Source organism: Fervidobacterium gondwanense DSM 13020 (assembly GCF_900143265.1).
In the GTDB taxonomy this organism is placed as follows: Bacteria; Thermotogota; Thermotogae; order Thermotogales; family Fervidobacteriaceae; genus Fervidobacterium; species Fervidobacterium gondwanense.
Window position 1 is genome coordinate 62,382 of the sequence record NZ_FRDJ01000002.1, and the last position, 15,714, is coordinate 78,095.

The 15,714-nt window shown below is 38.9% G+C and carries 13 protein-coding genes; all 13 read left to right on the plus strand.

Annotation, left to right across the window (positions count from 1 at the left end):
- The first annotated feature begins 111 nt into the window (after positions 1-111).
- The 13 genes from rsxC (at position 112) to BUA11_RS02520 (ending at position 15,706) form a co-directional block, all read left to right on the plus strand.
- Complete coding sequence (rsxC, locus tag BUA11_RS02460) at positions 112-1,419, plus strand: electron transport complex subunit RsxC (protein WP_072758003.1); 1,308 nt, start codon at positions 112-114, stop codon at positions 1,417-1,419.
- Positions 1,416-2,390 (plus strand): RnfABCDGE type electron transport complex subunit D, encoded by a 975-nt coding sequence (locus tag BUA11_RS02465; protein WP_072758005.1) that lies wholly within the window; start codon positions 1,416-1,418, stop codon positions 2,388-2,390. The genes rsxC and BUA11_RS02465 overlap by 4 nt, the downstream gene beginning before the upstream one ends.
- Positions 2,387-3,094, plus strand: coding sequence for an RnfABCDGE type electron transport complex subunit G (locus BUA11_RS02470; protein WP_072758007.1), 708 nt, complete (start codon positions 2,387-2,389; stop codon positions 3,092-3,094). Before BUA11_RS02465 ends, BUA11_RS02470 begins: the two co-directional genes overlap by 4 nt.
- Positions 3,094-3,759, plus strand: a complete 666-nt coding sequence (gene rsxE, locus BUA11_RS02475) for an electron transport complex subunit RsxE (RefSeq protein WP_072758009.1) — start codon at positions 3,094-3,096, stop codon at positions 3,757-3,759. Before BUA11_RS02470 ends, rsxE begins: the two co-directional genes overlap by 1 nt.
- Entirely contained in the window at positions 3,756-4,328 is a 573-nt protein-coding gene (locus BUA11_RS02480; RefSeq protein WP_072758011.1) for an electron transport complex protein RnfA, read from the plus strand. The genes rsxE and BUA11_RS02480 overlap by 4 nt, the downstream gene beginning before the upstream one ends.
- Positions 4,329-4,492: 164 nt before the next feature.
- Positions 4,493-6,577: a polyribonucleotide nucleotidyltransferase gene (locus tag BUA11_RS02485; RefSeq protein WP_072758013.1), complete on the plus strand. Its 2,085-nt coding sequence runs from the start codon at positions 4,493-4,495 to the stop codon at positions 6,575-6,577.
- Positions 6,578-6,584: 7 nt separating this feature from the next.
- Positions 6,585-7,808, plus strand: a complete 1,224-nt coding sequence (locus BUA11_RS02490; RefSeq protein ID WP_072758015.1) for a M16 family metallopeptidase — start codon at positions 6,585-6,587, stop codon at positions 7,806-7,808.
- Positions 7,809-7,833: 25 nt separating this feature from the next.
- Positions 7,834-9,207, plus strand: coding sequence for an ATP-dependent protease ATPase subunit HslU (hslU, locus tag BUA11_RS02495; protein ID WP_072758017.1), 1,374 nt, complete (start codon positions 7,834-7,836; stop codon positions 9,205-9,207).
- 98 nt (positions 9,208-9,305) lie between these two features.
- Positions 9,306-10,577 (plus strand): carbohydrate ABC transporter permease, encoded by a 1,272-nt coding sequence (locus BUA11_RS02500; RefSeq protein WP_072758296.1) that lies wholly within the window; start codon positions 9,306-9,308, stop codon positions 10,575-10,577.
- A gap of 12 nt (positions 10,578-10,589) precedes the next feature.
- On the plus strand, positions 10,590-12,749 hold the full coding sequence (locus BUA11_RS10325) for a carbohydrate ABC transporter permease (protein ID WP_072758019.1): 2,160 nt from the start codon (positions 10,590-10,592) through the stop codon (positions 12,747-12,749).
- Positions 12,750-12,924: 175 nt separating this feature from the next.
- Positions 12,925-14,187, plus strand: coding sequence for an MFS transporter (locus BUA11_RS02510; protein WP_072758020.1), 1,263 nt, complete (start codon positions 12,925-12,927; stop codon positions 14,185-14,187).
- 21 nt (positions 14,188-14,208) lie between these two features.
- Positions 14,209-15,084: a riboflavin biosynthesis protein RibF gene (gene ribF / locus BUA11_RS02515; RefSeq protein WP_072758022.1), complete on the plus strand. Its 876-nt coding sequence runs from the start codon at positions 14,209-14,211 to the stop codon at positions 15,082-15,084.
- Complete coding sequence (locus BUA11_RS02520; RefSeq protein WP_072758024.1) at positions 15,065-15,706, plus strand: endonuclease III domain-containing protein; 642 nt, start codon at positions 15,065-15,067, stop codon at positions 15,704-15,706. The genes ribF and BUA11_RS02520 overlap by 20 nt, the downstream gene beginning before the upstream one ends.
- Positions 15,707-15,714 lie beyond the last annotated feature (8 nt).

Sequence of the window (15,714 nt, forward strand, 5' to 3'; positions counted from 1 at the left end):
CAAAATTAGACAAATTTAATCTTCATATATTAGGTAACTATGCTTATAATAGTTACAGTAGCACTTTGACGATAGAGCTGAATTTTTCATTTTCTTTGGGAGGTGTGGTAAGTGAAGTTGCTCACGTTTAAGGGAGGAGTGCATCCACCCGAGAGGAAATTAACAGAGCACGAAAAAATTCAGAAAGCCCCATTGCCGGAGAAGGTTGTAGTCATGATGGCTCAGCACGCAGGTGCACCTGCAAAGCCAGTTGTTCAAACTGGGCAGCAAGTCAGGACCGGGCAAGTTATCGGTGAACCACAAGGTCCTATATCAGCCTATGTTCATTCGCCTGTGACTGGAACCGTTGTTAGTGTTACAAAAATTAACAGCGCTGTTCACGGCATGGCTGTCGAAGCTGTTACAATCGAGGTAACAGGTGAAGACGAATGGGAACTGTTACCAAAGTTGGATTGGGCCAAAGCTTCTAAGGAAGAGCTTGTTGAAAGAATCAAACAGGCGGGGATAGTTGGTTTGGGTGGTGCAATGTTCCCAACTCATGTAAAGTTGAATCCACCGAAACCCGTGGACACTCTGATAATCAATGGTGCAGAGTGTGAACCGTATCTCACGATAGACCATCGAGTAATGCTTGAAATGAGTGAGGATATACTCTTAGGTATAGAAATTACAAAGAAGATACTCGGGGTAAAAGATGTTTATATTGGAATTGAAAGTAATAAGAAAGATGCCATTGAAAAACTTGAAAGAGAATGGAATGGCAAGGTAAAAGTTGCACCACTCAAAACAAAATATCCTCAGGGTGCAGAAAAACAACTGATAAAAGCTATCACGGGAAAGGAAGTTCCAAGCGGGGGACTACCATCCGATGTTGGGGTTGTTGTGCAAAACGTTAGTACAATGATAGCCATAAAAGAAGCTGTTATCGACGGGAAGCCACTGATAGAAAGAGGATTAACACTAACCGGTGAAGGTGTAAAGCAAAGAGGTAATTGGTGGGTAAGGATAGGTACACCAATATCTTGGATTATAGAAAAGCTTGGCGGTGGTTTAGTCGAAGGTTATGAACAAATAAAGGTATTGATGGGTGGACCCATGATGGGAATACCTGTTCCAAATTTTGATACTCCGATTCTCAAAGGAAATAATGGTATCACCATTATACTTGAGCAAGAAAGAAGGAGCACTAATTGCATTAGATGTTCCTATTGTGTTCATGTCTGTCCGATGAATTTGCAACCATACCTTTTGGATTTGATGGCAAGAAAGAAAAAATATGACGAAGCCGCTGCTATAGGTCTTCTCGACTGTATCGAGTGTGGCTCATGCACTTACATCTGTCCAGCTAACGTAGAGCACGTTAAATCCATAAAATTGGCGAAGAAGGTATATCGCACACTGAGAGGTGGTAAAAAATGAAACTATCCACGAGCTCAGCACCTCACGTCAGAACCAAAGACTCAACAAGCAAGATAATGTTGGACGTGATAGTAGCCTTGGTCCCGGCCGTTATAGCAGGTACTTACTTTTTCGGGCTTTACGCTTTGGTTCTTTCCATCATAGGAATGGTGAGCGCTGAATTAATTGAGTTATTTATTATGAGAGTATTGAGGAAAGATAAGAGTTTTGTTCCGAATGGTAGCGCGGCAGTAACAGGTTTGCTTCTCGCACTAAACGTAAGTGCCGCGACTCCTTGGTGGGTACTGGTCATAGGAGTTGTCTTTGCTATTGCCATAGTCAAACACGCTTTCGGAGGATTGGGTCAAAATATATTCAATCCAGCGCTTGCCGCAAGGGTGTTCCTATTGGTTTCTTTCCCAACAGCAATGACCACATGGTATAAACCAATTAATTCGTTTGCTGGATGGTATACTGATGCTCAGACAACTGCTACACCACTCGCAATACTTAAACTTCAGGGATTTAGCAAGGTTATGGAGAACACGAATTATTTAGATCTTGCTTTCGGAAACATAGGCGGTTGTATTGGTGAGACAAGCGCAATACTGCTATTTATTGGCTTTTTGTATTTGCTTTTCAGAGGAAGGATAAAAGTGATAGTTCCAGCAACATATATAGGCACTGTTTTGCTGGTCGCCTCGATTTTCTATTCGATAAATCCGGAAAGGTTCGGCTCACCCACTTTTCATCTCTTAGCTGGTGGTCTGATGCTTGGTGCTCTCTTTATGGCAACTGACATGGTAACATCTCCAATGACTTTGAAAGGGCAAGCCATATTTGGTGTTGGCTGTGGAGTACTAACGATGCTTATTAGATACTTAGGTGGTTATCCTGAAGGTGTGTCACTCTCCATACTGCTGATGAACAGTTTAGTCCCGATAATTGACAGGCACACCCAGCCAAAGATATTTGGGAGGGGAAAAGCATGAATAACAAGAATAATGAAAGCAAGAAGGCAATGTGGAAACTTAGCATTACTCTCATGATTTATACACTTATTGCTGGAATCGCTCTTGCGCTTGTTTACCAGTACACGCAGACAAGGATAGCTGAAGCTGAGTTAGCTAATGTTATAAAGTCGATGGAGTATTTACTTACAGACGAAACTGGTAATCCAATAGTAAGTCCAGAAGAGATTAAAAAGCTTGTGATTGAAAAGAGGAACGAAATGGGTAAGGTAATATATCAAGATGATATAGGTACAGTAATCTCTCCCGTGTACGAATTCGAAACTTCAGGTCAGAAATATTACATTCTCAGTGGTTACGCTGTTGGTTATGGTGGGAATGTCGTTACAATGGCAGCATTCAAATATGATAGGAACGAGCTATCACTAAGTTCGATAAAAGTCCTTGACTATTCGCAAGAGACACCAGGACTTGGTGCTAAGATCTCCGAAGAGAGCATCCAAAAAAGATTTTTCCCAATTCCAGAAGAGGGACTGAAAGCTGGGTTAAAGGTGGATAAAGATGCAGGTAAACAATCTGTAGACCCTGATGAAGCAAAACTTGAAGGTGTAGTAAAAGTGTCAGATGTCATGACTGGTGCGACGATCACACCGAGGGCTGTTGTGAATTCTCTGAATACAATGTATAAATTCTTGAGAGAAAAAGAATTAGGAGGTGAACAGTGATGGCCTCCAAGCTCTCAGAGTTCACGAAAGGTATAATAAAAGATAACCCAACGTATGTTCAAGTTCTCGGCATGTGTCCTACGCTTGCTACGACTACAAGCGCCAAGAATGGTTTTGGTATGGGAATTGCTGCGACGGTAGTTCTCGTGATGTCAAATGTTGTTATATCAGCCATACGGAAAACAGTTCCTGATAAGATACGAATCCCGATATTTATAACTGTAATTGCTACATTCGTTACGATAGTAGACCTCTTGATGCATGCATTTACGTACGAGCTGTGGAAAACGCTTGGATTATTCATTCCGCTTATTGTTGTCAACTGTATAATAATGGGACGTGCGGAAGCTTACGCTTCAAAGCACGGTGTTGTAGATTCATTACTGGATGGTCTTGGCATGGGGGTTGGATTTACATTGAGTTTAACATTGCTTGGAAGCATTAGAGAATTGCTCGGAAATGGTACAATTTTCGATGTAGAAATATGGGGAAAGGCGTTCAATATGTTTGTTATGATACTTCCACCTGGGGCGTATCTCACACTCGGTTTGCTTGCAGCTCTCTTTGCGGCAATATCTATAAACAACCAAGAAAGGGCAAAGAAAAAAGCACAACAGGAAGCACAAAAAGCGCAACCCGCACAGAAGGCTGGTGAATCGAAATGAAGTTGTTCCTTATATTATTGTCCGCAATGTTAGTTAACAATTATGTTTTTGTTAGATTCCTTGGTATATGTCCGTTCTTAGGTGTGTCACGAAAAACATCAACTGCGCTCGGTATGGGCTTTGCGGTGATTTTTGTTCTCGTAATGTCATCAGCAATTTCTTGGTCACTCGATTTGCTTCTAATAAGGCTTCACTTAGAATTTTTGAGAACAATAGTCTTCATATTAGTTATCGCGACTTTCGTACAATTTGTTGAGGCATTCTTGAAAAAGAATAACCCAACGCTCTACGAAGCTCTCGGTATTTATCTTCCTCTGATTACAACGAACTGTATAATACTCGGAATTGCGATTGTAAATAGCTTATCGAAGTATAACTTGTTAGAAGCTGTATTCAACGCCCTTGGTGCTGGCATTGGATTCCTGATAGCGCTGTTGATTTTCGCTGGTATAAGGGAAAAGCTTGACTTGTACGATGTGCCAAGACCATTTCTTAACCTGCCGATATCTATGATAACAGCCTCTCTTCTTTCCTTAGCGTTCATGGGATTCCAGGGCATGATTAAGTAATTTCTTAGTAAATATATAGAATAGCGAAGTTCCGGGGTGACCCCGGAACTTTTTATGTATTTAACATTTTTTGGAAAGAAAGTTTTCTGATCATTCAAAAAGTATAGGATTTGTGGTAAAATAATATGATGCAAATAAGGAGCGAATTAAATGGAGGTGCACATATGAGTGTGAAAGAATGGAAAAAGGTGCTTTTTGGTAAGGAATGGACATTCCAACACGGTAAAGTTGCTAAGCAGTCCGCTGGTTCTATTTGGGCGAGGTTTGGTGACAGTGTTGTTTTGGCAACCGTGAATGTTTCTGACAATATTGTTGAGGGTATCGACTTTGTTCCTTTAACCGTTGAGTTTATGGAGAAGTTCTATGCAGCAGGTAAGATACCTGGAGGTTTTGTTAAAAGAGAAGGGAAGCCTTCAGAAAGCGGAATCCTTTCTTCAAGGCTTATAGATAGACCTATTAGGCCACTCTTTCCAAAGAGACTAAGAAACGAAGTCCAAGTTATTGTAACTGTTCTATCGGTTGATCCTGATTGTCCAGCAGATGTACTTGGAATATCTGCCGCGTCTCTTACATTAAATATTTCAAAAATACCATTTGACGGTATTGCCGCCGGTGTCCAAGTTGGTTATGTCGATGGTGAGTTCATAGTCTTTCCGACAGTCGAACAACTTGAAAGAAGTAAGATAGATATCGTCGTTGCTGGAACTAAAGACGCTATCACAATGGTTGAAGGTGAAGCAAAAGAGGTAAGCGAGGACGAGATGCTCAAAGCACTAATGGTTGCGCATGAAGCAATCAAGGAAATTGTCGCGTTCCAAGAGGAAATTTTGAAAGAGTTCCAGATTGAGAAAATGCCTCTTCCAGAGCCCAAATACAACGTTGAGCTCGTTGAAAAATTCGCAGAATATGTAGATATGAACGAGCTTGAAAAGAGGATATTTATCCGTGGAAAACAGGAACGAGCTGAGATGGCTGATGACTACTATGAAAGTATAGTTCAAAAATTCTTTGGGGATAACAATATATGCGAAGAAGAGCAGGAAGAATATAAGATACCATTGAAAGAAAAGTATGATGAATTATCCAAGAAACTCATGAGAAAGATAATTATTGAACGTGGAATGAGGGCAGACGGGAGAGGACCAAAAGACATTAGACCAATTACATGTGAAGTCGGCCTTTTACCAAGAACCCACGGTTCTTCACTTTTCACACGAGGTGAAACACAGAGTCTCGGTATAGTAACGCTCGGTTCTCCTGCAGAAGAACAGATCATCGACACACTCGTTGAAGAAGGGACGAAAAGGTTCATACTTCACTATAACTTCCCGCCATTCTCGACAGGTGAAGTAAAACCGCTTAGAGGCACGAGCAGAAGAGAAATTGGACATGGTCATCTTGCTGAACGGGCGGTAAAAGCTATTATACCGTCAGAAGATGAATTCCCATACGTTATAAGGGTTGTATCTGAGATACTTGAATCTAACGGTTCATCGTCGATGGCAACTGTATGTTCCGCTTCATTAGCACTAATGGATGCAGGAGTTCCCGTGAAGAAACATGTTGCAGGAGTTGCGATGGGGTTGGTACTTGAAGGTGATAAGTCAGTTGTGCTTACAGATATTCTCGGGCTTGAAGACCACTGGGGAGATATGGATTTTAAAGTCGCGGGAACAAACGATGGTATAACAGCATTTCAAATGGACTGTAAAGTCTCTGGGGTTAGCGAAGAGCTTCTCAGAACGGCACTTTACCAAGCAAAAGAAGCAAGGATGTTCATCCTTGGTAAACTCTACGAAACAATATCTGAACCAAGGAAGGAGTTATCACCATATGCCCCAAGAATTAGTTGGTTCTATATTGACCCTTCAAGGTCTGGAGAATTGATCGGACCGGGTGGTAGGATTATAAAATCGATAATTAAGATGTTTGATGTAGAGATAGCTCTTGATGACGAGAGTGGAAAAGTAACAGTTAGTGGTGTTAACGCAGAGAAAGTCAATGAGGCCGTCGAATACATTAAAAACATGTTTAGAGATGTGAATGTTGGTGATGTATACGATGGAAAAGTAACGCGCGTTGAAAACTACGGTATATTCGTGGAAATCGCACCGGGTAAAACAGGTTTGACTCATGCGAGCAAGCTTGGTAATATGAAACCGAACGCGTTCAAAGTTGGCGACAGAATCAAGGTAGAAGTTGTAAGCATAGATGAGACTGGTCGTTTTCAACTAAGGAGGGTTGAATGATCAATCTATGATAAAAATAGCGGAGAACGTTTATTATTACGAAATCCCTGGTGTTCGTTCTGCAACAATAGCTTTCATTGTTGGCAGTGGTCCGGTTTATGAACCGGACCATTTACTCGGTATTTCTCACTTCATTGAACACACAGTTTTTAGAAAAACAAGAAAAAGAACACTGAAAGATATAAAATTTCCCATTGAGGAAGTTGGTGGAAGCTTAAATGCATGGACCGACAAAGAGGACACCGTTTATTATGCCAAAGTCCCATCATCGTATTTCAAGACAGCGTTCGATATTTTACGAGAAATAGTTTTTGAGCCTTACTTTATCGAAAGGAACGTGGAACTAGAAAGGAAGATCATCCTCCAAGAGTACTATTCAGATATGGAAATTCCTGAGCAGAGGTTGTTTAACAAATTCTTTGATGAACTGATAGACGGTCCACATTCAAAATCTGTAATCGGCAATGAGAAAACTATAAAAAGCATAACGATAGATGATATCGTACAGTTCCATTCCGAAATGTACGCACCCTATAACGTTAAAGTCTTGATAGCTGGTCATATAGACAAGAAAGATCTCGAATACGTTAAGAAAAAACTAGATCTCTCAGAGGGTATTCGAACTACAAAACAAAACTCTATGCTCAAGCCAGGAATTGTTTACGATAAATTTCAAGAGACACAACAGATGCATTTTCTTTTTTCTCATAACGGAATATCGCTTTCTGATGAAGAAAATATCTACGGAGCTATGGTTCTCAAAACACTGCTTGGAAGCGGTATGAGTTCTGTCCTTTTTGAACAGATAAGGGAAAGAAAAGGACTGGTTTACGATATAAGCGCTTCTCACTTACAAGGAAAAGAATGGGGAGTTTTCCTCATCTATGCGGCCACTTCAATTGAAAACTCAAATGCACTTGTTAGCGAGCTGTTCGGTTTGCTGAAAAACTTGGAAATTACTAAGAAGCTCTTTGACTATGGAAAGAAACGATTGCTTGGATATTTGGAGTTACTTACAGAAAGTACATCATCTCTCATTTCGCTTTACACACAATATTTAGCCAATGACTTAAGAGTTAAGACGTTAGATGAGATAATAGAAAATGTAAAAGCAGTAGATTTGGAAGCGGTAAAGAAAGCATATGAAAAAATGATATCTGGACAATGGTCAATGACGTGTGTTACGCCAAATGAAGAGCTGAGTATTGGACTGGAAGATATAAGAGTATGAAAGTAATAAAGTGGAGGTGTGAAAAATGCACGATTTCGATACATTAACACCCCGTCAGATAGTAGAAGAGCTAAACAAATACATAATAGGGCAGAATGAAGCGAAAAAGGCTGTCGCTATCGCAATTCGTAATAGGATAAGAAGACAGAGGTTGCCAGAAGAATGGAGAAAAGAAGTAATACCTAAGAATATACTGTTAATAGGTCCAACAGGTGTTGGAAAGACCGAGATAGCAAGAAGATTGGCACAACTCTCAGGTTCTCCGTTTTTGAAAGTTGAAGCGACAAAGTTCACAGAAGTGGGCTACGTTGGAAAGAATGTAGAATCCATGATACGCGATCTTGTTGAAATCGCGGTCAATATGGTTAAGCAAGAGAAGATAAAAGAAGTAGAACCGAAGATTAAAGAACTCGTGGAGGAGAGAATTCTTGAGGCACTCGTCCCAAGTAAAAAACAGAGTGTACCATTTGCAAATATATTCGGTTTTCAACCGCAATCAGAGCAACCTGATGAGCATGACATTAGAAGGCGAAGAGCAGAATTAAGAGAAAAACTCAAGAATGGTGAATTGGAAGACATGGAGATCGAAATAGATGTTGAGGCGTCTACACCAGGCGTTGGATTTGTGGGAATTCCCGATATGGAAGATATGGGGATAGATTTTTCTCAGGTATTGGGAAATATTCTACCAAAGCAGAAGAAAAGAAGGAGGATGAAAATCTCCGAAGCTCGGAGGGTATTGGCACCTATTGAGTCAGAAAAGGTTATAGATATGGATGAAGTTGTGCAAAAAGCGTTGGTGCTCGCACAAGAGAGAGGAATCATATTTATTGACGAGCTTGATAAAGTAGCGGGTGGGGGGCAAACACATGGACCTGATGTTTCAAGACAAGGTGTGCAAAGAGACTTACTGCCAATAGTTGAAGGAACTACAGTGACAACAAGGTATGGACCAGTGAGAACCGATTATATACTCTTCATCGGAGCCGGGGCGTTCCACATGACAAAACCGACAGATCTCATCCCAGAACTGCAAGGAAGATTTCCTATAAGAGTTGAGCTTGAACCTCTAAAAGAGGATGATTTTATAAGGATATTAACTGAACCTGAAAATGCTCTTGTAAAACAGTACAAAGCGCTGTTGTACACCGAGGGTGTCGAGCTTGATTTTACTCAAGACGCGATACGACAGATAGCGAAGATCGCATATCAACTTAATGAAAGACTTGAAAACATAGGCGCAAGAAGACTGTACACCGTTGTTGAAAAGCTCTTAGAAGACATCATGTTCCAAGCACCTGAAGTGGAAGAAAAGAAAGTAGTCATCGATGGAGAATTTGTTGTAAAAAAACTCGGAGAAATAGTAAAAGACGAGAATATTTCATCGTATATCTTGTAAAACTATGTCAAATATCTTAAATTGGCAAAATAGTGTACGGGGGTGGAAACGTGTTAAAGACGAACATACGTAAGTTTAAGGAAGGGTTGCTTGCTTACATGTTCTTGCTGCCAGCTTTGCTGGTGCTGAGTGTATTTACATTCTGGCCAATTGGATTTTCCTTCGTTCTAAGTTTCTTTAAATGGGATTTTCGAAACATGAAAAACCCATTTTTCTACGGCTTAGGGAACTACAAAGAGATTCTTAAATTTGACTATCCTGTAAAATTTTCCTTTTACAAGGGATTAATCTACAGCTTACTCTATATTGCCATTGCATTCTTGACGACAATGTTGGTATTTGCCATTGTCCAGTTTGTAATCAAAAGAAGCAGGACGAGAAGAGATGTTTTATTCATAGCAACTTATATAGCTGTTGTTCTAATTTATCTTGTTTTACGTCAATCCCTCTCGTTACTGGCGGCAATTTTGATGTTCATATTGTTCTCGGCAGCAATCGTATATTTTTGGAAAAAATCTACGTTCACCAGTCTAATTAAAGAACATGCGTGGATTAGTGCTATTATATTTATTATTTCATACCTTGTCTTTGAGTTCCAATTGTCAGCAAGTCTAAACAATCAGTCTTATGGTCTAATAGATTACCTACTCGATGCCTCTGAAAAAAATCTCTTTGCAAAAGCACTTCTCAACACGACGTATTACGTTATCCTCACCGTTCCTATTGGCTTGACTTTAGCGTTGTTAATAGCACTTTTATTAAACAATGATATAAGGTTTAAAGCATTTTTCAGAACATCTTTTTTCATACCATTTGTTACATCAAGCGTTGCTGTTGGATTGATCTGGAAATGGATATACAACGATGATGTTGGATTGTTAAACTATATATTGACTTCAATGGGTTTGCAACCTGTCAAGTGGTTGAAAGATGCAAAGTGGACCATACCAACTGTGAGCATTGTTTCAATTTGGAAGAGTGTTGGATACAACGCTATGATATTCTTAGCAGGCCTGCAGAACATCGACACATTTTACTATGAAGCAGCGGAAGTGGATGGTGCGAATAGTATGCAGAAGTTTTTCAAAATAACATGGCCACTACTTTCTCCAACAACATTTTTCCTACTCATAGTATCTGTGATAGGTGCTTTCAAAGTCTTCCAGGAAGTATTCATACTCTACGATGGACTTCCAGGTCCTTACGGAAACAGCGGTATGACAATGGTTTACTACGTCTTTGATCTATTTTACCGACAACAGAGGATGGGTATAGCAAGTGCTGCAGCTTACCTACTATTCTTAGTAATTCTCGTCTTCACATTCATCCAGTACAAAGTTGGCGACAAAGTTGTAGAGTATGTCAGCTGAGGGGGAAAATGTATGAGAGAGCTTAAAAAGTTGTTCATATATGTGTTGTTAATTATTGGAACTGTTGTCATGATAGCACCTTTTGCCTGGATGCTTGTAACTTCTTTCAAGCTTCCTTCTGAAGTAAATTCTTGGCCCCCAAGATGGACTACAAAATCATTTTTATCAAGTAGGATTGTAAAAGTAGTTCCCTCTACAGGTACTGTCTCGACAGCCAAAGGATTGAGTCTTAGAGAAGCGCTTACATTCGTTTCTAAAAAAAGCACTGGTTTGAACCTTGTCGTAAACGATGATCCGTTTTATAGAGGAACACTTCGGATACCATTGAAGAATGCGAAGTACAGCTATGGTATAGACAAGCAAAAGCTTGACGAGTTTATTCAAAAACTCGAGTTACCTCAAGAATTTAGCAACGAGTATGGTACTCCAGAAGAGTTTTTTGAAAGTGTGTTTCTGTATTACAAGAGTGGAGCTAACCCATATTTCAAAAGGTCTGAATTTACAAACAACTTACTTATGACACTAGATTCTCTCTTTGATACGATAGATACTATAATGACTTTTGGTATAGATAGAATAGTAGATGATGAAGAAAGAGGCAATTTTGAGAACTTCTTGAGAGCAAAACAGAAAGATATCGAAGAGCTGAAAACAAAACTTGAGAAATTTAAAGCAGGTACTGAGCTTGTTTTGAGTGATAAAGAGATACACGAAATTCTGAGTATCATTAATAATTACAACTTCGTTTACGATGGTTTTAATGAGATAAGCGATAATTATAATAACGTTTTCAGAGGTGGTTTGGGCACATATTTACAAAACATAAAATTCTACACAGAGGTTGCTACTTACTTTGGACAAATACAGTCTCTTGTTGTTGACAGCGATATTATCGCAGTACCAATGACGAAAAAAGAACGAATTGAGCTACTTATTAAGCGTTCAGAAGACTTGAAAGACAACAAATTGTTGCAGGAGATAGTTAGAAACGTTCCACTGAATAGTGTCGTTGAAGAGTTTGCAAAGAGATTGGATGATAGGATTTTGAAAGAGTATGAACTGAGTTCCAGCGAATTGACAAGTATAAAGACATTGATAGGAAATCTTATTAATATAGCACTTGAGAATGGAATAGATGTAGAAAAAGAAGCATCAGTATCGTTTGAAAATCTAACAAAAAGAATAGAAGAGGTTGTAGGCTTCAATTTGTCGTACATGTCAACAAAATCTAAACTTGATGCTTTTGCTGAAGAGATAGATAATTCTGAAAATCTATTCAAGGACATTACATTGAACGTTCAAGAGATGCAAAATCTGAGAAATATATACGAGAGCACTATATATGCATGGAAAATAAAAACTGCGCCAGCTTTTGTAAAAGATATTCTTGTAAAAGAAGGAAAGAATGTTGAGATAGTCATGGAAGGTGTCCATCCTGTTTATTTTGTCGATGACAATATTCAAACTGTTAGCCTGACCTTCATGTTTTCAGAAGTTGTCAAAAACATCTTTCAGAACTACGTTGATGCTTGGAATGCTGCGCCATTTGGACGGTATTACGCAAACACAATATTCGTTGCCGTTGTGACGACGATTCTCGAAGTCATTATTTCAGCAATGGCTGCTTATGCATTTTCATGGATGAATTTCCCTGGGAAGAAGATTCTTTTCAGCATATTCTTAGCTACAATGATGGTACCGGGAGAGGTCTTGCTTGTGCCGAATTTTATAACAGTAACTAAGCTTGGATGGATTGACACGTATTACGCCCTTATCGTTCCATGGGTTGTCAGCGTATTTTCTATATTTCTGATGAGACAGCATTTCATGAGTATTCCAACAGAACTCTTTGATGCTGCAAAGATAGATGGCTCGTCGCACTGGAGATTTTTGTGGCAAATAGTTGTTCCTTTAAGTAAACCTGTTGTCATAACCAGTGCATTGTTGAAATTTGTAGGAAGCTGGAATGCGTTCTTGTGGGTTCTGATAGTAACTAATAGTCCAAAATACAGAACACTAACTGTTGGACTTCAAGCATTTAGCTCAGAGGTTGGTACTCTCTACAACATGTTGATGGCTGCCGCAACGTTTAGTATACTGCCAGTTGTTGTTATATTCCTTTTCACACAGAAGTATTTCGTAAGAGGTATTGCAAGAACCGGATTAAAATAACTATTTTGGAATTATAAAAATCAGCGATCGTATAGGGGCACTCTGCAGAATTGATGAGTGCCCTTTTTTAATACTTTTAACATAAATGCCAAATGAATGACTCTTAACAACTTAATCTACAGTGATAATATAAATATATGAAAGGAATATTGAAGATTAAGGAGCAGATCAACTAATGTACAACAAGACGATGAAACTTTCTGTTTTGGAAGGAGCCCTTTACACACTTGCATTCAACGCCACACAGGGGTTTGTATATTCAACCCTTGCTCTTTACTATGACTTTGATCCGCTACTTGTTTCAGTTTTAGCGGTTTTACCAGCAACGTCACAATTGATACAGTTTCTAACTCCCATGATATACAAATTGATACCGTCAAAACAAAAGGCTATATTTTGGCTTGCACTAATTGCACGAACAGGATTTATCGTTCTGCCTATCTCAATAATTGGAAGGATTAGGAACGATATTATCGTTGCGGTTCCTTTTGTTCTTTTCAGTGTACTTAACAGCTTAGTTGGTAGTCTATGGACCTCCGCAATGAAAAATATAGTTCCTGAGGAGCAGAGGAACAGGTATTTCGGCATGAGGAATACTATTGCAACTTTTGCAGGTCTAATTGCGTGGGTTTTGTATTCTCTAATTCTTCAGTACTTTGAAAGAGAACTTGCATTGTTGCTGATCTATTCCGTTTCATCTGTGATATTTATAGTAACGGCATACCTTTTATATTTACACGATATACCAGAGACAAAAGTTGCAGAGTATAGTTTATTGATGCCACTTGGAACTTTGAGAAACAAGAAGTTTCGGAATTTCTTGTTGTTTGTATTTATATGGAATTTTGCAATTCAATTTGCTGGCCCGTTCTTTAGCTATTTCGAGGTTTCTCAATTGAAGGTTCCTTATTCATATCTTGGTGTACTCAATGTTGTGAATTCAGTCCTTGCTATGTTCTTTTACACTTTCTATGGAAAGGTAACGAGCAACATTGGTGAAAAGAATATGATAAGGTACGGTATTACACTTGCTCTCGGAATACCGTTTCTGTATTCAATTATGACTCCGAGCAACTATAAGTATTTGCTCTTGATTGATGTGACTGTTGCCGCGATGGCTTGGAGTGCTATAAACCTCGCATATTTTACTTTGCTTTTAAGAATAGTAGATGAGCCGAGCGAGGTATACATATCCATGCATGCTTTTGTCGCAGGCGTTGCATCTCTGATAGCCTCACTTGCTGGTGGCTTTACCTTGAAAGCAATTAGAGATGTCACTATTGGAAATTTAACAGGTTACAACATCATGTTCATGTTGGCATTCATTCTGAGGCTTGCAGCTTTGATATATTTCATAAAGATGGATATCGGAGAAAGTCACAGACCTCTAAAGTTTTCTGAAATTAGTCAGATATTTCTAAGAAGACACAAGGAGTAAATCAGGAGGAGTGTTTGATAGATGTACATAACTATTGGTGTTTTTGATGGTGTTCATAAGGGACATGTAAAAATACTTTCAAGGCTTAAGGAGCTATGCGAATTTAATGATTGTGGTGCTCGTGTATACACAATTGTGTACCCAATGGAATACTACACTGGAAATTTTGATGGGTTAATTACATCACTTGAAGATCGATTTGAACTGCTTTCCGTTTATGGTGACGTTGAAATACTTGAACTGCCAAATATAAAGAATTTTGAGCCAGAAGAATTTTTTGAAAGGATTTCCTCTAACATAGATGGTATAGTTGTTGGTCATGATTTTCGATTTGGAAAAGGCGGAATTGGGGATACTGTTTTACTTTCTAAACTTTGCAATGAAAAGAGAATAAGACTTGAGGTTATACCGCCCGTAATTGTGGATGGTGTAAGGGTAAGCAGCAGTTATATAAGAAAACTCATAAAGAACGGACAGGTTTCAGAGGTCAGAAAATTTCTTGGTAGAAATTACTCAATACACGGAACTGTATATAGAGATAAGCAAATAGGAAGAAAGCTGGGATTTCCAACTGCAAATATAAAAAGACCAGACCATTATCTTGTTGAACCGATGCCAGGTGTCTACTTTGTAAAAGTCTATCTGCCTGTTCAAAAGTATGGCTTGATGAATGTTGGTTACAGGCCTACAATAGAGCATTCAAGGAAGTTAAAATATGAGGTATACATATTAGATTTTTCCTCAGACATCTACGGGCAAGAAATTCGAGTGGAATTCTTGGAATTTATGAGACCAGAGATAAAATTTTCTTCCATCGGCGAGCTAATAGATCAGATGAAAAACGATGAGGCAAACGCAAGGAGGCTTATTGAAGAGTATGAAAAGAAGAAGTCTTAATTGTAAAGACTTCAATATGTTGTCGAAGTTAATAATAGAACATTTCCCACGACCTCATTCAGAAACGGATCCATACAAAGTTCTAATAACAACTATACTGAGTCAAAGAAGCAGGGACGAGAATACAAACGTTGCTGCAAAACAACTTTTTGAAGTGTATAACAATATAGAAATCTTAGCAAATTTGAACCCAACGCAACTTTACGATTTGATAAAACCAGCTGGTTTATATAAAGAGAAAGCAGAAAGAATAGTTCAAGTATCAAGGATAATCTTAGAAGAGTATAATGGGGTAGTACCTGACACGCTAGAAAAATTGCTGCGTCTTCCCGGTGTTGGTAGAAAAACGGCGAATATCGTCCTATATGTTGGTTTTGGAAGACCTGCACTTGCTGTTGATACACACGTTCACAGAATTTCCAACAGATTGGGTTGGGTTAATACAAAGAGACCAGAAGATACAGAAGAACAATTAACAAAAATATTGGACCCCGAACTTTGGGGTCCAATAAATGGTTCTATGGTTGAGTTTGGAAAGAATATTTGTAAACCTGTATCACCAAAATGCGAGATTTGTTTTTTGAAAGATTGCTGTCGATATTATTCAGAACTAAAGAGATAAATATTAAT